The sequence below is a fragment of the Nostoc parmelioides FACHB-3921 genome, assembly GCF_014696625.1.
Classification (GTDB): domain Bacteria; phylum Cyanobacteriota; class Cyanobacteriia; order Cyanobacteriales; family Nostocaceae; genus Trichormus; species Trichormus parmelioides.
On record NZ_JACJQL010000016.1, the window covers coordinates 43,905 to 62,840 of the forward strand.

Sequence of the window (18,936 nt, forward strand, 5' to 3'; positions counted from 1 at the left end):
ATTCGCTAAAAACAAACATTGTTCAGGAGTCAATCATGGCGTTTATTGCTGTTAAAGAATTACAAGCTACTGGTGCAGAATTATTCCAAGATTCTGAAAGCTTTCTCAACGAATTGAACAGTCTTGATAACTCTGTTCATGGTGGTGGTGACTATTCTAATACCACAAATGGAGTTCTAGACTTAGCCGTGAAGGGATTTGAGTTTGGTGTCATCACCTATGGTATCGATGCCATTGGACACCTAGCTAAGTCCTACAGTGACGCTGGTTACGGTTACTAAACTTCAATTGCTGACTGGTTGAAGACTGAGCTAAATAGCTCTGTTGCAATTGTGGCATGAGCGATTAAGTTTTGAACTTCTTAATCGCCTCCACTTTCTATTAAAAACTAAAATCATTTCAGGAGTCCATCATGGCGTTTATTGCTGTTAAAGAATTACAAGCTACTGGTGCAGAATTGTTTCAAGATTCTGAAAGCTTCCTCAACGAATTGAACAGTCTTGATAACTCTGTTCATGGTGGTGGTGAATATTCTAATACCACAAATGGAGTTCTAGACTTAGCTCAAAAGGGATTTGAGTTTGGTGTCATCACCTATGGTATCGATGCTATTGGACACCTAGCTAAGTCCTACAGTGACGCTGGTTACGGTTACTAAACTTCAATTGCTGACTGGTTGAAGCTGAGCTAAATAGCTCTGTTGCAATTGTGGCATGAGCGATTAAGTTTTGAACTTCTTAATCGCCTCCACTTTCTATTAAAAACTAAAATCATTTCAGGAGTCCATCATGGCGTTTATTGCTGTTAAAGAATTACAAGCTACTGGTGCAGAATTGTTTCAAGATTCTGAAAGCTTCCTCAACGAATTGAACAGTCTTGATAACTCTGTTCATGGTGGTGGTGAATATTCTAATACCACAAATGGAGTTCTAGACTTAGCTCAAAAGGGATTTGAATTTGGTGTCATCACCTATGGTATTGATGCTATTGGACACCTAGCTAAGTCTTTCAGTTCTGCTGCATAAATACTAAGATAAACAGATTTCTTGCAATTGTGGCGTGAGCGATTAAGTTCTATATTTCTTAATCGCCTGCACTTTCTACTCAAAACCAAACTAGTTTTAGGAGTCCATCATGGCGTTTATTTCTGTGAGAGAATTACAAGCTACTGGTGCAGAATTGTTCCAAGATTCTGAAAGCTTCCTCAATGAGTTGAACAATCTTGATAACTCGGTTCATGGTGGTAATTATTCCAATACCACAAATGGAGTTTTAGACTTAGCCGTGAAGGGATTTGAGTTTGGTGTCATCACCTATGGTATTGATGCTATTGGACACCTAGCTAAGTCCTTCAGTTCTGCTGCATAAATACTAAGATAAACAGATTTCTTGCAATTGTGGCGTGAGCGATTAAGTTCTATATTTCTTAATCGCCTGCACTTTCTACTCAAAACCAAACTAGTTTTAGGAGTCCATCATGGCGTTTATTTCTGTGAGAGAATTACAAGCTACTGGTGCAGAATTGTTCCAAGATTCTGAAAGCTTCCTCAATGAGTTGAACAATCTTGATAACTCGGTTCATGGTGGTAATTATTCCAATACCACAAATGGAGTTTTAGACTTAGCCGTGAAGGGATTTGAGTTTGGTGTCATCACCTATGGTATTGATGCTATTGGACACTTGGCTCGTTCTTTCAGTTCTGCTGCATAAAAACTCAAATCAATAGCTTTGTTAAGATTATGGCATGAGCGATTAAGCAATATCATGTTTAATCGCTTATAAATTCCATCAAATTATAGTCTTTTTCTGTGAATAAAAGTAAACTATTTTTTGGTTTTTTCTTAGACTGAGAAAATTATCTAATATAGAGTGTATTTAATCAATGTCAAATTTTTGCATATTTCTAAAATGGCGAAAATAATTGTTTCTGAATTACATTCTCATGATTCAGAAAATTTTCTAACCGACCTAAATTATGAAGAATCTGGATTAATATACGGCGGTGGTGATTATTCATATAATCAAATATTTATCTTAGCAGAGCAAATATTTCGGTTTATCACAATATCATTTGCTATTGCTACCATTTTAAAAATAGTTAATTCATATATTGGCAATAGTCATAAATAGATATAGAGCTAGTATTAGATTTTTTAAATATATAGAGGAAAGCCATTGCAGACTTAAGGATTTGTAGCCTTGGAGCAAGTGCTTTGGGCGACACCCACCCTACAAATATTTAGATATAAATGTTGTAACTCATCTTAAATATATGCCACCATTTATCCTCAACTCCCAAAATGTATGTGATTACTTGATTTCTTTAAACTTGTGTACTCTTGAGGAAGGAGCGTCGAGCAAAGTTGAACTGAAACCAGCAAAGAATTTTAATTTATTAATTACTTTACCACAAGAAAGAAAACTACTAGTTAAACAAGAACGTCATAACTTAGAAGGAAAGACGACTGGTGAGTTTGTTCTGGAATGGCGTATTCATGATTTTGTGAGTAGATTTCCCGAACTTAACCACATACGTTCCTATTTATCAGAAGCAATATACTTTAATTGGGAGAATTCTATTATTATTTTCAACTATCTTGATAATTATCGAGATTTGATGGATTTTTACGTTAAGGAAAATTTAAATTTATTTCCCACCCAGCTTGCTAATGCAGTGGGGACTACTTTGGCATTGATTCATCGCACCTCATTTAACTGTGAAGAATATCAGCACTTCTTTCAAAATCCTGGTGAGAGTCAATCTAACCCAAGAACACCTCATCTAAATCGAGGATTAGATAGACTAACTCCAGAAATATTTGGTAAGGTTCCTGCTGATGGTCTCAGATTTTTTGCCTTATATCAACGTTACGATAGTTTGGGGCAGGCGATCGCACAATTAATCAACAGTTTTACTCCCTGCTGTCTCACACATAATGACTTGAAGTTAAACAATATCCTCGTCTCCCTCAATTGGGAAGATATTGGTGATGAAAATATGGTGCGCTTCATTGACTGGGAACGTGGTAACTGGGGAGACCCTGCTAACGATTTAGGAACACTCATCGCCAGCTACTTGCAAATCTGGTTATATAGCTTGGTGACGGGTAAATCAATTGCCATTGAGGAGTCCTTACGTTTAGCTGCTACTCCTTTGTACCTTCTCCAACCTTCAATAAGAGAGTTGGTGACGGCTTATCTTACTCATTTCCCAGAAATATTAGAACATCATCCCGACTTCCTACAACGGGTCATGCAATTTTGCGGTTTAGCACTCGTTACCGCTATCCAAGCTCAACTCCAGTACGAAAAAACCTTCGGTAACGTGGGTATTTGTATGCTGCAAGTCGCCAAAAGTTTGTTGTGTCGTCCAGAAGCATCTGTGCAAACGATTTTTGGTGTCCAGTTATCAGACCTTTCTTCTGTAAGTTTGTCTCATGCTTAATTAGGGAGTGAGGAGTGGGGAGTGGGTGCTAGGAGGAGATGGGAAAGCTAAAGTGACATCCGCCTCATCTCCTTCATCTTCCTCATCCCTTCCTATCCTACTCAATATCATTTACTAACAAACTTCTATGCAAATATTAAATTCTCTATCGGTTCAATTGTCAGATATTCCGGAGTCATTGCAGATATCTTTGCAAGACATGATTCATAATATTGAAATTCAGTCTCAGTATTGCATTAAGCATCCCAACTATAAACCCTTAGAATTACCTGAGTCTTCAGTCTCTCGTTTTCAAAAATTATCTTTAGATTTACAAAATAAGTATTTGAGTCAACAACTGCGTAGTTTTCTCTATGGCATCTATTACAATGGCTCTTTGAAAAGTGTTCTGGCCTCGGATGCAGAAATATCTAATTTAGCCGTCAACAAAAATCTAGAAAATAACACATTTTTAGGTGTAGACCTGGCTTTTTACGATCGCCTGCATGAAAATAATAGAGGTACAGGTTACTGGAGTTATGGTTGGCAAGTTCTCCGGGAAGAATTAGACGGGACTTTGGCTGTTAATCGGGATGGTTTGACTCTCCACGTTCCGCCGGATGGTTTGCGAACTCAAACTATGGGTAACGCTGCTGCTATCCAATTGCCGAAAAATCTCGTCCAAAACGGATTTTATATGGCGGTGGCTAATGCAGGTGCAACGCAACAATATCAAACTTTGGTACGTGTTTATTTCAACTTAACCCCAGATGGTGCAGTTGCAGTCATGGATGCCTTGACTACACACCTCAACGCTATACCTATTGCCTTCACGTTTAAAGCACTATACAACCCTTCTGATTATGTTCGCCATGACTCGGCAGTGCTGTATTTTGATAAAAATGACTATGACAAGGTTTACCCTGTGCTAAAGACGATATATGCAGAAAATCAAACGCATTTTCAGGCACAAGTACCCTTATTTACTAAGCCTATCGCACCAGGGTTAGCGATCGCTGAAGAACCCAACCACAGATTTGCCGAACAAGAAAGTTTTGGTACGCACCGTTGTCAAATCATTGCTAACGGTTTGCTGGAAGCTTGGCAGCAAGGTAATGATACGCCAGCAGGTAGAATGACTGCAATTTTACAACACTTCTCTTCACTCAACATTGAATTGCAGCGTCCCTACCTCAATGCTTATTCTGAAGATATCTATACACCTTTGTAGTTATTGAGCTTCATCTGAGTGATGAAAGTTAAAGATGTATTGATATCTGTGTAAAGTTTGACTGTTGATAACCTCACAGTTATTGGGAGCTATTCCGGCGGGCAAAAGGGCTTTTTCTCAACATTTAAATTCACGTTTATAATTTAGGCCGATGACTCAAGAATCTTCCCCCCATAATCCACTTTGCAACTGTACAATTCTCACCGAAGAATGGGAGGCTATTCTCCAGGCCATAGCTACTGGTAAGTATTCTTGGGCTTGTGTTTTAATGCTCCACACTGTCGGTCATAATCCTCTGACATATATTCCCTATCGGACTTATATTCGGTTGGTTAAAAATAATAGTATTCCCGATAAGATTAAAAGTCGTAAACTTCATAATGTAGGCGTAAATTTTGTAGCTATTAAAACAAAATTCATGGAATTAGATTAAATTCTGTTTTAGTAATTTTATACCCAAATTTCATATAGAAATCCAATTTTATTATTATACATATTTAATGAAACATAGGGTGGGCAATGCCCACCAAAAGCATAATCAAAAAAGCAATTACCGATTACCCATTACCTAAATAGTAACTGACTTGGAAAAATTTACTGCCCCTTCGGGGCGGGAGTAGGGAGTAGGGGAAGAAATTAGCCCCGAAAAAGGTTTAAAGCCGAGTGGAATTGTGGGCGATAAAATCCTTGTATTGCAAGGTAGGTTAAAACCCCGCCCCTCTCTGCGAGACGCTACGCGAACGTGGGCGGCTTAGTTTCCCTACTCCCCAATCCCTACTCCCTACTCCCTTTCACATCAACATTAAGCTGGTCTTGGTAATTCAGAAGAAGAGTTACCATTTTGAGAAAGTTCAGCGACAATTTCTAAATTAGTAATTTGTTGCTGTAACCAATGGGTAAAGAAATCTTTAAGTATTTGAATCCGGCGCGATTCATCTAATTCTGGTGTAATGATTTCCTCCACTGCAATTATATGTACACCTTTGGGTGTAATTATTGGTTTGAGAACCTGGGGAGGCGTAGCGGCAAAGACGGCTGCGGCTATTTCTGGGCGAAACTCCGAACGATAGCGAATCCCTTGATAACCTCCCGCCCTGCGGGTTTCTGGATTTTGAATATATTGACGGGCTATTTCTTGGAAACTAATTTCACCTTCTTGCAAAGCATAAAATAACTCTAAGGCTAAGTCTTCATCATCTAGAATTACTTCATAGGTTGCAGCTCCAGTATAATCAATTTTATGAGCATAAAAAAAAGGTTCAACTTTGTCAGCAAATAGATGTTCAGCCAATTTCATATGTAATAAGTTTAATTTGGCTACTTCTTCAAAATCATCTATAGTTAGATAGTGCTTTTCTAACCAAGCCCAAGTATCATCTGCTTTTAGCAAGCGGTTAGCAAAACGCATACTATCAGCAGATTGTTGTAGTTCTTCTACACTTAATTCAATGCCTATTTGTTCCGCAGTCTCAGCAATAATTCTCTGGGTAGCGATCGCTTCTAATATACTAGGCAGTTGAAAAGAGACTTTAAGATGAGTGATAATGTCTTCAATAGATAGTTTTAAAACCTTTTCCATGTTGATATTTACTCCACTATTAGCTCAAAAATAATTATTTTTTTATACCGTTTATTGATTTACAGACCTACCCCCAGCCCCTTCCCTACAAGGGAAGGGGAGTAATTATCAAAACCTCTCACTGTGCCGATGAGGGGTTTTTGGTATTAACTTATGCCTTTTTTCTTAAAGTTCTAACCCACTTTTTTGTAGCTTCTTGAATGGGTCTAAGATAAAGTCAATGACTCGACGCTGGCGGATAATAACTTCGGCAGTAGCTGATTGTCCAGGGGTTAAGGTAATACGTTTATTACCAGCTTGAATATAGGGATGATCTAAAGTAATATCCATTTCATAAACTTCTACATTGCCCTGGCTAGTAGTTTGAATTTTTGAGTCAGGAGAAATCCAGCTAACACGTCCTGGTAACACGCCATAATCTTGGAAAGGATAGGCATCAAATTTAATTTTTACTGGCATTCCCACTTTCAAGAAACCACTGTGTTGACTAGGCATGGAACTTCTGAGAATGATTGCTGCATTCTTAGGAGCAATTTGAGCTACTATTTGTCCAGCTTCAACTACGGGGCCTGGTTTATCGATTGGTAGATCAAAAATCGTACCATCAACAGGCGATCGCACTACCCGTTGTTGAATCTGAATCTTGAAGGCGTTAATCTGGCTCTTGGTTTGGATGATTTCTGATTGTAGGGTAGTTAGTTGGTTTTGTAAGTCTTTGAGTTGTTCCTGACTTCTTAACAGGGCTAACTTACCTGTTTGTACGAGGCTTTGATAGCTGCTTTGCTGTTCTTGGAGGCGGAGTTTTGCTTGTTCAATATCAGCTAAGGTTTGGCTGACAGTGGTTTGATAATGGCTTTCTTTTTCTTGTAGGCGTAGTTGGGCTTGGGTAAAATCAGAATTGGCTTGTAATAGGGAACGTTGACTGTCTTCCGCGATCTTTTCTAGTTCTACTACTTTAATTTGAGCGATCGCACCTTGTCTTAAAAGTCGGCGATAACGTAAAACTTCTTTAATATCTCTTTGCAAACGACTATTGCCTAACTTCTGTGCTAATTGACTAGAATTGATATCTTGCCTAGCCTGTTCAACCAGCGCCAATTTTTCTAATCTCTGTAAATTATATGTACTCTGTCTAGCATCCAGGTTTTGCTGCGCCTGATGCACTTGCGCCATTTTCTCTAATTCTTGGGCTTGGTTTTGCTGCTGTTGGATGTTAATTGTCAACATCAATTGGTTTTTGAGTAGTTCTTGCTGTCCTTGGCGATTGATGAGTTCTTCTAACCTTGTTTGGGCTTGTTCTACTTGGGATTGCAACACATCAGACTCTAATTCCAATAGCACTTGTCCCGCCTTGACAGTCGCCCCTTCTGCCACATTGACAGCCTTAACACTACTAGTAACAGCAACACCTAATTTTTGAGTCGCACCTTGGGGTTCCAAACGTCCTCTAGCACTTCCCGTTTCATCAACCTTAGTAAACATCGCCCAAGGCAAAACAACGATTGTAAAGCTGATGAGCAAATACAACATCGAGCGCGTCCAGCGCTGTGGTAACGCATCTAGTAGTTCTTCTGTGCCGTAAAACCAATCATTTGTCTGCGTTAGTGCTTGTGTCTGATAATCAACTAAATCATGACCACGTTGCACCTGAGCCGTCTGTGGTTGCACAAGTACAGATGATGAATTAACAGATGGGTTTGGCATAAATTATTTGGCGGGATGTGGTGGGATTATATGGGGTAGGGGGGCAGGGGAGCAGGGGGAGCAAAGAAGAATAACTATGGACTATGGACTATTGACCAATGACTATGGACTATTGACTATTGACCAATGACTCATGACTCACTCCCCAACTGCTGTTGATTGAGATAAAAATAATGCCCTCTTCTGGCAATTAATTGATCGTGATTACCGCTTTCGACTAATAAGCCCCGATCTAATACCAGAATTAAGTCTGCGTGGCGCACGGTGGACAGGCGGTGAGCAATAATGACACTTGTGCGCCCTTTGAGGATGGTTTTGAGGTTGTTTTGAATAATGCGTTCTGATTCGGAATCGAGATGGCTTGTGGCTTCATCTAGCAACAATAGGCGGGGGTTTCCTAACAAAGCACGGGCGATCGCTAAACGTTGTCTTTGTCCACCAGACAACATCCCCCCGCCTTCACCAATTTGGGTTTCATAACCTGCCGGCATTTGTTTAATAAAGTCATCCGCCCCTGCTAAACGAGCAACGGCAATAATTTCTTCTAAGGAAGCCTCTGGGTGAGCAATGCTGATATTTTCGCGGATTGTGCCGCCAAATAAGAATGTATCTTGGTCTACAACGCCGATTTGTGAACGGAGCGATCGCAGGGCGATATTAGTTACATCTTGGGCATCAATGAGAACTTTTCCATCTGTCGGAGGGTATAGACCCAAAATCAGCTTAAATAAAGTGGTTTTGCCGGAACCACTGCGCCCTACTACAGCCACGGTTTGCTCTGGCTTGATTTCAAAGCTGAGATTTTCTAAAATATTGCGAGCGCTTTCGGGATGATAGCGAAATGTCACGTTTTCAAAGCGGATATGACCAAGTAAGTTGCTGATAAATTGCCGATGTTGGTGTTGTAAATCTTCCTCTGGTTCTGCCTCTAAAACATCATTAATTCGTTCTGTAGAAATTACCACTTCTTGCAATTGATTCCACAAGACTACCAGCCTTTGAAATGGACGGATAATATTACCCAACAACATATTAAAGGCGACTAATTGCCCGATGGTCAGTTGGTTTTGAATTACTAACCATGCCCCAAACCATAGTAAAATTGTAGTTATCAGAGTTTCTAAGGCAGAACTAAAAATTTGTAATTTGTTACTAATTATCTGCCCACTGAAGGTTTTTCTAATAACATTATTCAGCAGTTCTTCCCAATGCCAACGTACTGTTTGTTCAATTGCCATTGAGCGAATTGAGCGAATACCAGAAAGCGATTGAATTAGATAACTATTTTCGTTAGCTGTAGCACTAAAAACCTCTCGACTAATGCGGCGTAAAAATGGTGTAGCGATGATTGCCAATAACATAAAAGGCGGGACAATCGCTAAACTCATCAATGCCATTGCTGAACTATACCAAAACATCAAAGCTACATAGATAAACACTGTCAACAAATCTAAAATGATTGACAATGCTTCCCCAGTTAAAAAGCGTTGAATCTTTTGATTTTCTTGGACGCGAGAAACAATATCCCCGACGTAGCGCGACTCAAAAAACGATAAAGGTAAACGAAAGGTATGTTTAATAAAACCTACCAGTAAGGATATGCTGATACGATTGGCTGTATGGTCTAACAAATATTGCCTTAGTCCGCTTAGTGCAACACGGAATAAGCCAAATATCACCAACCCCAAACCTACTGCATTTAATGTTAAGGTGCTTCCTTGGACAATTACCCTATCTAACAACAATTGAGTAAATAGGGGTGTGATTAATCCAAACACCTGAATCAATACCGAAGCGCTGAATACCTCTACTAATACTCGTGTGTGGGGTTTGACTAGCTCAAATAGTTGCCAGAAAGATGTATTTGCTTCTTCGTTTTCTTTGAGGTCGGTTGTCGGTTGCAACAACAAGGCGTAACCAGTCCAACCCGCTTTAAATTCCCCAATACTGAGGTTACGTTGACCGATCGCCGGATCACCGACAATTACCTGTTTTTTGTTAATCTCATAAACTACAATATAGTGTTTACCCTCCCAATGAGCGATCGCTGGTAGGGGTTGTTGTGCCAATTTATCAAAACTAGCTTTTACCGGACGGGTAGTAAAACCAATGGTTTCAGCTGCGGCGGTTAAACCCTTCAAGGATGCACCACTGCGATTAACATTAGTTAAATCCCGCAGTCGGTTCACACTCAAACGCTTACCCCAATAGCGACTAATCATCACCAAACAAGACGCACCACAATCAGCCGCACTTTGTTGTTCAAATATGGGATAGCGCTTAATCAGTCGTCCCCACCAATGACCAACCTGAATACGAGGACTAGGGAAATAAGCTCGGCGTTGTTTTGGCTGTGGCTGTGGTTCCGGCTCCCTCACCACCGTAGGACGAAGACTCGGTAAAGGCGACTGAGAAGCCTTTTCCCCAATCCCCAGTCCCCAGTCCCCAGTCCCCAACTCCGGCCAATATTCCTGTGCTACTTGCCAATTCTCCTGCTTGAGAATGTAAACAATAGCTGATTGTGTTACCCGCCAATTGATCTGCTTTGAATATTGGGAGATGGTTCCGGGTTGGAATGTGCGTCCGTTATTATTTTCCAATTCTCCGCGACGCAGTATCCACAACTTGGTGTCTGGAAATATCTGTGATGGTAGGGAGCCAATATCTAAACTATGTCGCTCAAATAAAGCTAAGGCTTTGATTATCTCCTCAACTGAGGGGTTTTGCGGTAACAAAGAGTTTTGACAACACAACACCAACAAATCCCAAGTTTCGGCGTGTTTTTTCAGGCGATCGCCAACACTGGAATTTTCACCCATCAAATCTTGTAAAATCGTCTGGGGAAGGTAACCCAATTTCAAGTTCACCGAAGCTCTAGCCACATAAGGAATAAAGTCTGCGTCAGGAAACAGAGTTAATTCCCCAAAGGATGCACCAGTCGAGACGGTCGTAATTAAGTTGTGAGCGCTATCTAGTAGCCTCACCTTACCCCCAAGAACGATATAAATCCCCGCCGACGCTGTTGCCGCTTGCCAAAATTGTTTGGCGATTGGTGGTTCGATGATTTCTAAACCTTGGATGCACTTTTCTAACTCCCTTTCTGACAAAGACTCACCCAATATATGGGTGAGTTGTTCCGCTAAATATTGCCGGGAAAACCCTGATGGCATTTCCCCACCTCCAACCCCAAGGGGGAATTCAAAATTTAATAGGACTTATACACCCAGATTTTCTGTTGAAGCTGGGTGTAGGGGTGTGAGGGTATAGGGGTGTAAAACATTTATTTTGAATTTTGAATTTTGAATTTTGAATTGATTCATACCCCTGTACCCCTAATTACGAATTAAAAGACCAATTAAGACTAGGTTCGGATGTGGTTTTTAAGTCGCCAATTGTAATTGCAGCATCCTCCGGAGAATTAGTTTCTTTCGGCTGGGAACCTTTGCGTTTAGTGGAAAGTCCCATTTGTTTAAGCAGGCGATTAATGTGGCGATCGCTAATTTCAATGCCTAATTCTGAAGCTAAATGTTTGCTTAACCATTGAGCCGTCCAGTGAGTAAAAGCATACCCATAATCACGAGGGCTATTACTTACTAACTCTCTTAATCTTTCCAGATATTGAGTATTAACAATCTTCGGTCTACCTATGGGACGTTCATTCCATTTATGAGCTAAACCAGCTTCGGCTAAACCAATCCAATAACGAGCCATTTCTTGGGAACAACCCAATATTTCACAGATTTGAGTCTGAGATTTACCAACATCAGCCATCAACATAATTTCAATGCGGCGGCGATATTCTGGCTGTAAATTGTTTTGTAAATGTTTGAGTAAAGCCTTCCTTTGAAAAGGCGTTAAAAACTTGCTCTCTTGGTTTTCATAAATAGCAAAAACTGTTTCTTGATTAAAACTGTGTGACATAATCATTACCAGTTGCTGTCTAATGTGAAACTGCGATAAACTTGTGTATTACAACTAAAAAATTAGTTGCAAAATTAATTTCTCATCAGTATCCGATGATGAGTGTCTACCCCCCTATCTAAGAAGATTAAGGCGGCTATTTATCAACATTTAGTACTCAGAATCTAGTAGCCATAGCAGTTGTAATATCGATACTCCCACCTCGCTTCTAACGATTCACAACTAACAACTGACACGCGCAGCGCAGTAAGATTCCTTATCCAGTAGTAGTCAGCAAACCTAACAAAATATGCTATCAGCATATATGTCGTATCTCCCGATAAACAGCATTATCTGGTAAAACACCTAGAACGAATTAGTTTTGCACTGGTTAATTGGAATAAATCGGACGTTTTTCTGAAGCTTGGTGTAATACTGGTATTTTTCTCGCCGATAATTTTCTAAAGTTTAATACTCAAGTCTGATTTTTAGGATGTTACTGAACTTTGCAATTTTAGTTCAGAGGTAAGCCTCTCTATCTTTAAACTTAGTTTTTTAGAGACTAATGAGAGGTTAAAGCCTGTTATACATAGGAATAAAAAACATATGCAGCTAGGTATAAGTGTAAACAATGTTGTTTACATTCACCTAACAATAATTGTTTTCAGCAGTAGAATCTGATGTGCCTGGAGTTAATTAAAAGACTAAATTCTCTTAACAGTGACAGTGATTTAATTTAGTTTTTTACACCACTGTTATTCTTTTAAGAATTTTTCATCATATAGTCAATAGTTTTCATTGAAAAACTTAAAACTTCATCAAATCTTTATATTAACCATGTAAAGAATAAATATTGCTTATTGGTTATGATAAAAGTTTGAATATTAGATGAGTTTTACTTTTACTTTGCGGACAAAAATTTAAACTTAATAACTTCATTTTTTATTGGATTTCTTCTAATTCAAGATAATAATTATAAAAATAATAAGCGGACATACATCTACCTTGAGCAGGAAATATATCGGATTCACATTTGATTTCCAAAATGTCCTTAGGGTGAGCAATACTTACACTCATTAAGCAGTAATTTTACAGTAAATTTTATTAAATTTACTGTAACATAACTACTGAAACAATTATTTTTATACCGAGGAAAATAATTAAAATTATAACCGTATATATCTTTACAAAAAAATAAGCAAATAAATTATATCAGTTATAATTTTGTCATTATCACTACAAAAATTTAATTATTTACCCTGTTCTACTTAACTTGCCGTAGGGTACTTGATATTTTGAATTGGCATTAGGTAATTTTTCAAAAGATAATATAAAGCTTGATGATTTATACTTTTACTGAAATATATTTGGTTTCCCAGAGGAGTTTTCAATATTCTTGTAATTGATTTTCCAAGGATGAATTCAAAATCTTATTTAGTTCAGTAATCAACCATTGATTAAACATATTATTGAGAATTTCTTGATATCGTTCCCCCGTTAATTCAGCAGGTATAAATTCCTCCACCATAAATAAGTGATAACCTTGGTCAGTTTGCAGGGGACTTATTAACTGTTTAGGAGATGTTCTAAAGATAACTGTGGCTACATTTACAGGGAGAGAAAATCGGTAAACTTTGCCTTCATAACCGCATCTTTGTCTGCGAACAGCGTCAATATCATATAAATATGCAGCCTCATAGAAACTAATTTCTTCATCTTCTATTTGGTAGTAAATTTCTTGAGCGAGTTTTTCCGAATTGACAATAATTTGATAGAGACTAACTTGCTCAAACTCCAGTTGATTTTGAATAAAAAAAGCTTCTACTTTATCAGCAAATAAGAAATGAGCTAACTTTTGAGATAACAAGCGATCGCGGATACCCATTTCCCAATCCTCAGGGGAAGCCAACTGATCTGTCAACCACGCCAGAGTATCTGCGGCTTTCTCTAAACGCTTTTCCCGACGCTGGCGGTTAGCCTCAGCCTCAATTTCTTCTGTTGTCACCGTGATTCCCCTAGCCTCAGCCACCTGCAAAATCAACCGTTGAAATAAGATTTTCTGATATACCTCCTTCAACTGCATATTTTTTTTGAGGAAGTTGACAATTTCCTCAGGTGCAATAAATACTTTGGTTAAATCACTCATTGATGTAATTAGAAACTAATAAGGGCTGTTAACAGTCAACAGTCCTCACGATGAATTGTGCAACTTAAAAGCAGAATAGCTTAGTTATTAGCCAGTAGTTATCTTCTCTCTCCCTTCTTAACACATAAAAAAGCTGGAGGCTAATTAATCGGGTTAGCTTCCAGCAGTTTTAAGAGTTGCTGTATAAATTACAAATTTATCTAGCAGAGGTAATCCTATCTGGTAGGACGAGGATTACTGAATTTTAAAAGGTTAAGAACTATAAGTTCTACCAGCTACGACAACAATCAAACCACCACTTTTATTCTTTTGTCTTGCTACTTTTGGTTTGGTTCAAGCAACACCATCCCCAGTATAGAAAGTTTACTAAAGTCCTCACCACCATATGAGAACTCGATATAGAGCATTAAAGTTAACATTGGTAGGTGCCAGCAAACCAATCTTAATCCTTGCTCAACTTTCTCGAAAAAAGAACCGTTAGTAATAGTTAGCTTGTCCGTCTTGCTGTAGGATTTATTCAATTCCCCAAACACTAAGTGCTTCAGCAATAGCACTCAGTTTTGTAGGTTTCATAATTAGATAATCATTGATACAATCAACGACCTCTATTTGAGTAGCTATATTTAATGTATAGGATTCCACTACTGAAAATTTGCCATTTTGGCAGAATTTAGTAATTAATTTACATCTTCTGTAAAACTTGCCGAATGTGATCTGATGTCACCTCGTCAGTAACTGTCACTACACCAATTTGAGTCGGTAAAACAAACCGTACTTTACCATCTTTGACCTTTTTATCTAATTGCAATGCCTCAATAATCCCTTCAATATCTAATCCGGCTGGTAACTTTGTCGGTAAACCCGCTTTTTCAATCAGGGCATTTTGACGGTCTGCATCTGCTTGTTGCCACAGTCCTAAATTTACAGCAATTTGCCCAGCCGCTACCATGCCGATACCTACCGCTTCACCATGTTTGAGTAGCCGATAGTTAGTTAAGCTTTCCACCGCATGACCAACAGTGTGTCCGTAATTCAAAATCGCTCTTAGTCCACCTTCTTTCTCATCTTTGCCGACAACATCAGCTTTGGCTTGACATGAACGAGTTAAGATAGCATCCATCAATTCTGGTTTGATGTAACGCAATTGGTCGAGGCGTTTACTCTGTTCCAACTGGTTGAATAATTCTGCATCCCAAATCACGCCATATTTAATTACTTCTGCCATTCCCGCCCGCAATTCCCGTACAGGCAAGGTTTTTAGCACTTGAGTGTCAATTAACACAAATCGCGGCTGATGGAACGCACCAATCAAGTTTTTGCCGTGGGGATGATTCACACCTGTCTTACCACCAATAGCCGAATCTACCATTGCTAATAGTGTGGTAGGGACTTGCACCACATTAATCCCTCGTAGCCAAGTAGCGGCGGCGAAGCCAGTCATATCACCAATCACCCCTCCCCCCAAAGCCACCATCGTTGAGGAGCGTTCTAGGCGATTTTCTAGGGCTATATCGTAGAGTTTTTGAATAGAGTTAAGGGTTTTGTAGCGTTCCCCGGCTGGTAAGCAATAACTGGCTACTTGAAATCCAGCAGCTTCTAAGGAATCAACAGCAATTTTGCCAAAATGCTTAAAAATCGTGGGATTAGAAACCAGTAATACTTTTTTGCCCAGTTTTAACCCAGCCAAGCTTTGACCAATCTGATCTAAACTTGCAGGTGCGATCGCAATCTCATAAGACTGCGTTGGTAGATTCACATTAATTACAGAAGTCATTACCCAAACCCCAACAAGCGCCGTGGGCTGTATTCTACCTCATTCTGGTCAGGAGATGGGATGACATATCTTTATTTCCAAACTTCAGTTAAGTCCAACACAAATCCCGATAAGACATTTTCCCCTGACAAATTGGCAGGATGATTAAGAATTTCTACATCTTGACCTGGGCGATAAACTTCTACTTGTCGATTTTTGCGGTCAATTAACCAACCTAAACGCGCGCCATTGTCGATGTATTCTCTCATCTTGGCGCGTAATTTTTCTATAGAGTCATTCTTAGAACGTAGTTCCAGCACAAAATCAGGACATATCGGGGCAAAAGTCTCTTGTTGTTCTATACTTAGGGCATCCCATCGGTCTTGACGTATCCAGGACGCATCAGGAGAGCGATCGCTACCGTTGGGAAGATGAAAACCGCTTGAAGAGTCAAAAACCACTCCTAACTTAGCTTGGCGATTCCATAACCATAGTTGGGCGTTAATATCCGAATTTCTACACCCTGTATCGCTCCCAGTTGGAGGCATAACAATTAACTCACCCGTAGCAGTTCGTTCTAATTGTAAATCTCTGTTAGCCAGTGCTAACTGTACAAATTGTTCGTGGGAGACTGTCAGCGTTAGTGTAGGTGGAATATTGACAGCAAGAGTCGGGGATAAGTCAGTTTTTGTCATTGTTCCGTCCTGAAACTGGAACCAAAATATTAGTCTTCTAGTTAGTTCCAGATTAGCATTTACGCCAGATTTTCTTAGGGACTGGGGATTGGGCGAAAATCTTGGAGTAAGTTCTCCCCCTGCCTCCCCTGCCTCCCCTGCTCCCCTGCTCCCCTGCCCCCCTGCCTCTTTTGACCAGTGACCAAAATTTAATGATTCAATAGAGTTAGTAGAATATTGTGGAGAAAAATAAATGTTGGCAATAGTAGCTTATATCGGCTTTTTGGCTTTGTTCACTGGCATAGCTGCTGGTCTGCTGTTTGGTTTACGCTCTGCGAAGATACTGTAGTGTAAAAAAATAGACTCCCGACTTCTTCAAGAAGTCGGGAGTCTGGAAGTCGGGAATCTGAAGCGATTATGAATTACCTATGACTACAGGTTGTGGTCTTTGAGACGGAGGACGCATTTCTAAGCCAAGTAGGTTGAGCATTTCCTGATCAGCATCGTAATCTGGACAAGGTGTTGTCACCGTCAGCATTTTATTATCGTCGCTGGAAAAGATGGAATTTGCTCCTGCCATAAAACAAAAGGCTTGTTCCACTTGAGAAAGTCTCGCCCTACCAGCACTTAAACGCACATCCGATGTGGGCATAACTATACGTGCAGTTGCAATCATTCTGACTACATCCCAAACAGGTACATCTGGTTGATCTTCTAGAGGTGTGCCTTCTACTTGGGAGAGAATATTAATTGGTACGGATTCTGGATGAGGATTGAGGGTGGCTAAGGTTTGTAACATTGCCACACGGTCATCAATGCTTTCACCTAAACCGAGAATGCCGCCAGAACATACGGTAACATTAGTCTGCCGAACATTTTCGATGGTGTTTAGGCGATCGCCATAAGTTCTCGTGGTAATAATAGTGCTGTAGTAGTCAGAGGATGTATCTAAGTTATGGTTATAAGCGTACAATCCTGCTGTCTCCAACTTTTTGGCTTGGTCGGCTGTCAGCATTCCCAGAGTACAGCACACTTCTAAACCCATGTCTGTGACATCTTTGACCATTTCTAGCACTCGGTCAAATTGAGAATTATCTCGCACTTCCCGCCAAGCCGCACCCATACAAACACGACTGACACCCTTTTGTTTAGCGTTTTGGGCAATTTCCACAACCGTTTGCTTATCCAGAAGTGCTTGGGGTTTAACTTCAGTTTGATAACGAGAAGACTGGGCGCAGTAACTACAATCTTCTGGACACCCGCCTGTTTTAATCGATATCAGCTTACATACTTGTATTTGTTTAGGATTATGAAATTGCCGATGTACACTAGCAGCTTGATAAATCAACTCTAGCAATGGCGTATCATATACTGCGCGAATCTCTGCTTTCTGCCAATCGTAGCGTATTCTTCCCACCGACATCAGTATAGTATCCTTATTTCAGTATTAGGGACTGGGGACTGGGCTATTACAGTCAACAGTCAACAGTCAACAATCAAACCAATCTTAAAACCGTAGCTTGTACAAATCAAAGAACTCCCCTGGTTGTCGTCCAACTACTTTAGCACCAGCCGCGCTAATTATTTTTTCCCACTCGGTGACAGGTTCTAGAAACACTTCCGCGCCCAAGTAAGTTTCTAACACCGCCCAGTCTTCAGCTTGAGGGTGTGCGGCGTTGAGGATATCAAAAACAAAATGTCCATCTGGTTTGAGTACACGCTTCACGGCTTGTAACACAGATGTCCAATATTCCAGGGGAAAATAGCAACTGAATCCTGTAGCGATCGCTAGATCAAAATAAGCTGATGTGTATTTTAGCTGATGGGCTGCCCCTAATTCCACGCCTTTGAATAACTTGGAGTTCAACTGGGAACCACGAGAATTAAGGGTATCTCGCGCTACATTACTTATTTCTTGCCCATAAAAAAATGCTTGCCAATCTCGCCAAGGATAAATCAAAAAACTAACTCCACAACCAATATCCAAACAGTGCTGATTTTTTTGGGGTTGAGCAATTTCCCAGAAAGGAGAAGCAATCTTTCCTGCCAATATGCCAGAAACCCATTCTCGATAAATCGGCATTTCCTGAACTTCTGCTGGTAGTTCCAAAGTTTGATTTTGATACTGTTGGTTAAAGCGATATGCTACCTGGGCTACCCTTTGTTGCCATTTATCTGAACGATTGATGTTGTCTATGTAAGGATTTGGTGAAGTAGACAGATGGCTTTGAGACGACTTTTGAGACATTAGGGCTACAAGACTCCTGAAATTTATTGTGATTACAAAGTAGAATTAGACAAACTATTTAATCAAGGTGAGTTTTCTCAAAGAAAGTGTTTATGTGAAGGGTGTAAGATTTTTCTGCAAAAAATTCTTGTTTGAGCTAACCGAAGAGCCTTTTGGATGGTAAAAGTGAGAAAAATCTGACTACTGAATACAATAATATGGGCAGACTTTTTTGTTTGGCAGTCCCTCACAATTAGGAATTAGTAGTTATTTGCTTCGTCAGGAATTAAGACTCAG

General features: G+C 39.7%; 19 protein-coding genes. 10 read left to right on the forward strand and 9 right to left on the reverse strand.

From position 1 onward, the window contains the following. Positions 1–35: 35 nt before the first annotated feature. The 9 genes from H6G14_RS13280 (at position 36) to H6G14_RS13320 (ending at position 5,089) form a co-directional block, all read left to right on the forward strand. On the forward strand, positions 36–281 hold the full coding sequence (locus tag H6G14_RS13280) for a hypothetical protein (protein WP_190567855.1): 246 nt from the start codon (positions 36–38) through the stop codon (positions 279–281). Between the two features lie 131 nt (positions 282–412). Further along, positions 413–658: a hypothetical protein gene (locus H6G14_RS13285; RefSeq protein ID WP_190567856.1), complete on the forward strand. Its 246-nt coding sequence runs from the start codon at positions 413–415 to the stop codon at positions 656–658. 130 nt (positions 659–788) lie between these two features. Further along, positions 789–1,025, forward strand: a complete 237-nt coding sequence (locus H6G14_RS13290) for a hypothetical protein (protein WP_190567857.1) — start codon at positions 789–791, stop codon at positions 1,023–1,025. A gap of 109 nt (positions 1,026–1,134) precedes the next feature. Further along, the gene (locus H6G14_RS13295) at positions 1,135–1,368 is read left to right on the forward strand and encodes a hypothetical protein (RefSeq protein ID WP_190567858.1); all 234 of its coding nucleotides are present in this window, start codon (positions 1,135–1,137) and stop codon (positions 1,366–1,368) included. A 109-nt stretch (positions 1,369–1,477) separates the two neighbouring features. Beyond that, positions 1,478–1,711, forward strand: coding sequence for a hypothetical protein (locus H6G14_RS13300; protein WP_190567859.1), 234 nt, complete (start codon positions 1,478–1,480; stop codon positions 1,709–1,711). 198 nt (positions 1,712–1,909) lie between these two features. Further along, complete coding sequence (locus tag H6G14_RS13305; RefSeq protein ID WP_190567860.1) at positions 1,910–2,131, forward strand: hypothetical protein; 222 nt, start codon at positions 1,910–1,912, stop codon at positions 2,129–2,131. Positions 2,132–2,273: 142 nt separating this feature from the next. Continuing rightward, the gene (locus H6G14_RS13310; protein WP_190567861.1) at positions 2,274–3,446 is read left to right on the forward strand and encodes a phosphotransferase family protein; all 1,173 of its coding nucleotides are present in this window, start codon (positions 2,274–2,276) and stop codon (positions 3,444–3,446) included. A gap of 127 nt (positions 3,447–3,573) precedes the next feature. Next, the gene (locus H6G14_RS13315; RefSeq protein ID WP_190567862.1) at positions 3,574–4,656 is read left to right on the forward strand and encodes a T3SS effector HopA1 family protein; all 1,083 of its coding nucleotides are present in this window, start codon (positions 3,574–3,576) and stop codon (positions 4,654–4,656) included. A 151-nt stretch (positions 4,657–4,807) separates the two neighbouring features. Next, the gene (locus tag H6G14_RS13320; protein WP_190567863.1) at positions 4,808–5,089 is read left to right on the forward strand and encodes a HetP family heterocyst commitment protein; all 282 of its coding nucleotides are present in this window, start codon (positions 4,808–4,810) and stop codon (positions 5,087–5,089) included. 369 nt (positions 5,090–5,458) lie between these two features. Here the strand turns inward: H6G14_RS13320 and H6G14_RS13325 are convergent, their stop codons facing one another. The 7 genes from H6G14_RS13325 to H6G14_RS13355 all read right to left on the reverse strand — a co-directional run bounded on the left by H6G14_RS13325 (position 5,459) and on the right by H6G14_RS13355 (position 16,433). Then, entirely contained in the window at positions 5,459–6,235 is a 777-nt protein-coding gene (locus H6G14_RS13325) for a peptidylprolyl isomerase (protein WP_190567864.1), read from the reverse strand. A 165-nt stretch (positions 6,236–6,400) separates the two neighbouring features. After that, positions 6,401–7,939: a beta-barrel domain-containing protein gene (locus H6G14_RS13330; RefSeq protein WP_190567865.1), complete on the reverse strand. Its 1,539-nt coding sequence runs from the start codon at positions 7,937–7,939 to the stop codon at positions 6,401–6,403. Positions 7,940–8,070: 131 nt separating this feature from the next. After that, positions 8,071–11,109, reverse strand: coding sequence for an ABC transporter transmembrane domain-containing protein (locus H6G14_RS13335; RefSeq protein WP_190567866.1), 3,039 nt, complete (start codon positions 11,107–11,109; stop codon positions 8,071–8,073). A gap of 166 nt (positions 11,110–11,275) precedes the next feature. Further along, positions 11,276–11,860: a helix-turn-helix domain-containing protein gene (locus H6G14_RS13340; protein ID WP_190567867.1), complete on the reverse strand. Its 585-nt coding sequence runs from the start codon at positions 11,858–11,860 to the stop codon at positions 11,276–11,278. A 1,366-nt stretch (positions 11,861–13,226) separates the two neighbouring features. Further along, complete coding sequence (locus H6G14_RS13345; protein WP_190567868.1) at positions 13,227–13,985, reverse strand: peptidylprolyl isomerase; 759 nt, start codon at positions 13,983–13,985, stop codon at positions 13,227–13,229. 682 nt (positions 13,986–14,667) lie between these two features. Then, entirely contained in the window at positions 14,668–15,759 is a 1,092-nt protein-coding gene (gene aroB, locus H6G14_RS13350) for a 3-dehydroquinate synthase (RefSeq protein WP_190567869.1), read from the reverse strand. A gap of 71 nt (positions 15,760–15,830) precedes the next feature. Further along, positions 15,831–16,433: a Uma2 family endonuclease gene (locus H6G14_RS13355; RefSeq protein WP_190567870.1), complete on the reverse strand. Its 603-nt coding sequence runs from the start codon at positions 16,431–16,433 to the stop codon at positions 15,831–15,833. A 232-nt stretch (positions 16,434–16,665) separates the two neighbouring features. Here H6G14_RS13355 and petL point away from each other — a divergent pair, with 232 nt between their 5' ends. Continuing rightward, entirely contained in the window at positions 16,666–16,761 is a 96-nt protein-coding gene (gene petL, locus H6G14_RS13360) for a cytochrome b6-f complex subunit PetL (protein WP_010996086.1), read from the forward strand. Positions 16,762–16,827: 66 nt separating this feature from the next. On the opposite strand, the gene bioB is transcribed toward petL, so the two are convergent. Next, complete coding sequence (gene bioB, locus H6G14_RS13365; RefSeq protein WP_190567871.1) at positions 16,828–17,835, reverse strand: biotin synthase BioB; 1,008 nt, start codon at positions 17,833–17,835, stop codon at positions 16,828–16,830. Between the two features lie 84 nt (positions 17,836–17,919). Further along, complete coding sequence (locus H6G14_RS13370) at positions 17,920–18,660, reverse strand: class I SAM-dependent methyltransferase (protein ID WP_190567872.1); 741 nt, start codon at positions 18,658–18,660, stop codon at positions 17,920–17,922. Positions 18,661–18,936: the final 276 nt, after the last annotated feature.

Excerpts from the sequence above, each read along its gene's own strand:
- H6G14_RS13280 (WP_190567855.1), top strand. The coding sequence starts at position 36 with ATGGCGTTTATTGCTGTTAAAGAATTACAAGCTACTGGTGCAGAATTA.
- H6G14_RS13285 (WP_190567856.1), top strand. The coding sequence starts at position 413 with ATGGCGTTTATTGCTGTTAAAGAATTACAAGCTACTGGTGCAGAATTG.
- H6G14_RS13290 (WP_190567857.1), top strand. The coding sequence starts at position 789 with ATGGCGTTTATTGCTGTTAAAGAATTACAAGCTACTGGTGCAGAATTG.
- H6G14_RS13295 (WP_190567858.1), top strand. The coding sequence starts at position 1,135 with ATGGCGTTTATTTCTGTGAGAGAATTACAAGCTACTGGTGCAGAATTG.
- H6G14_RS13300 (WP_190567859.1), top strand. The coding sequence starts at position 1,478 with ATGGCGTTTATTTCTGTGAGAGAATTACAAGCTACTGGTGCAGAATTG.
- H6G14_RS13305 (WP_190567860.1), top strand. The coding sequence starts at position 1,910 with ATGGCGAAAATAATTGTTTCTGAATTACATTCTCATGATTCAGAAAAT.
- H6G14_RS13310 (WP_190567861.1), top strand. The coding sequence starts at position 2,274 with ATGCCACCATTTATCCTCAACTCCCAAAATGTATGTGATTACTTGATT.
- H6G14_RS13315 (WP_190567862.1), top strand. The coding sequence starts at position 3,574 with ATGCAAATATTAAATTCTCTATCGGTTCAATTGTCAGATATTCCGGAG.
- H6G14_RS13320 (WP_190567863.1), top strand. The coding sequence starts at position 4,808 with ATGACTCAAGAATCTTCCCCCCATAATCCACTTTGCAACTGTACAATT.
- H6G14_RS13325 (WP_190567864.1), bottom strand. The coding sequence starts at position 6,235 with ATGGAAAAGGTTTTAAAACTATCTATTGAAGACATTATCACTCATCTT.
- H6G14_RS13330 (WP_190567865.1), bottom strand. The coding sequence starts at position 7,939 with ATGCCAAACCCATCTGTTAATTCATCATCTGTACTTGTGCAACCACAG.
- H6G14_RS13335 (WP_190567866.1), bottom strand. The coding sequence starts at position 11,109 with ATGCCATCAGGGTTTTCCCGGCAATATTTAGCGGAACAACTCACCCAT.
- H6G14_RS13340 (WP_190567867.1), bottom strand. The coding sequence starts at position 11,860 with ATGTCACACAGTTTTAATCAAGAAACAGTTTTTGCTATTTATGAAAAC.
- H6G14_RS13345 (WP_190567868.1), bottom strand. The coding sequence starts at position 13,985 with ATGAGTGATTTAACCAAAGTATTTATTGCACCTGAGGAAATTGTCAAC.
- aroB (WP_190567869.1), bottom strand. The coding sequence starts at position 15,759 with ATGACTTCTGTAATTAATGTGAATCTACCAACGCAGTCTTATGAGATT.
- H6G14_RS13355 (WP_190567870.1), bottom strand. The coding sequence starts at position 16,433 with ATGACAAAAACTGACTTATCCCCGACTCTTGCTGTCAATATTCCACCT.
- petL (WP_010996086.1), top strand. The coding sequence starts at position 16,666 with ATGTTGGCAATAGTAGCTTATATCGGCTTTTTGGCTTTGTTCACTGGC.
- bioB (WP_190567871.1), bottom strand. The coding sequence starts at position 17,835 with ATGTCGGTGGGAAGAATACGCTACGATTGGCAGAAAGCAGAGATTCGC.
- H6G14_RS13370 (WP_190567872.1), bottom strand. The coding sequence starts at position 18,660 with ATGTCTCAAAAGTCGTCTCAAAGCCATCTGTCTACTTCACCAAATCCT.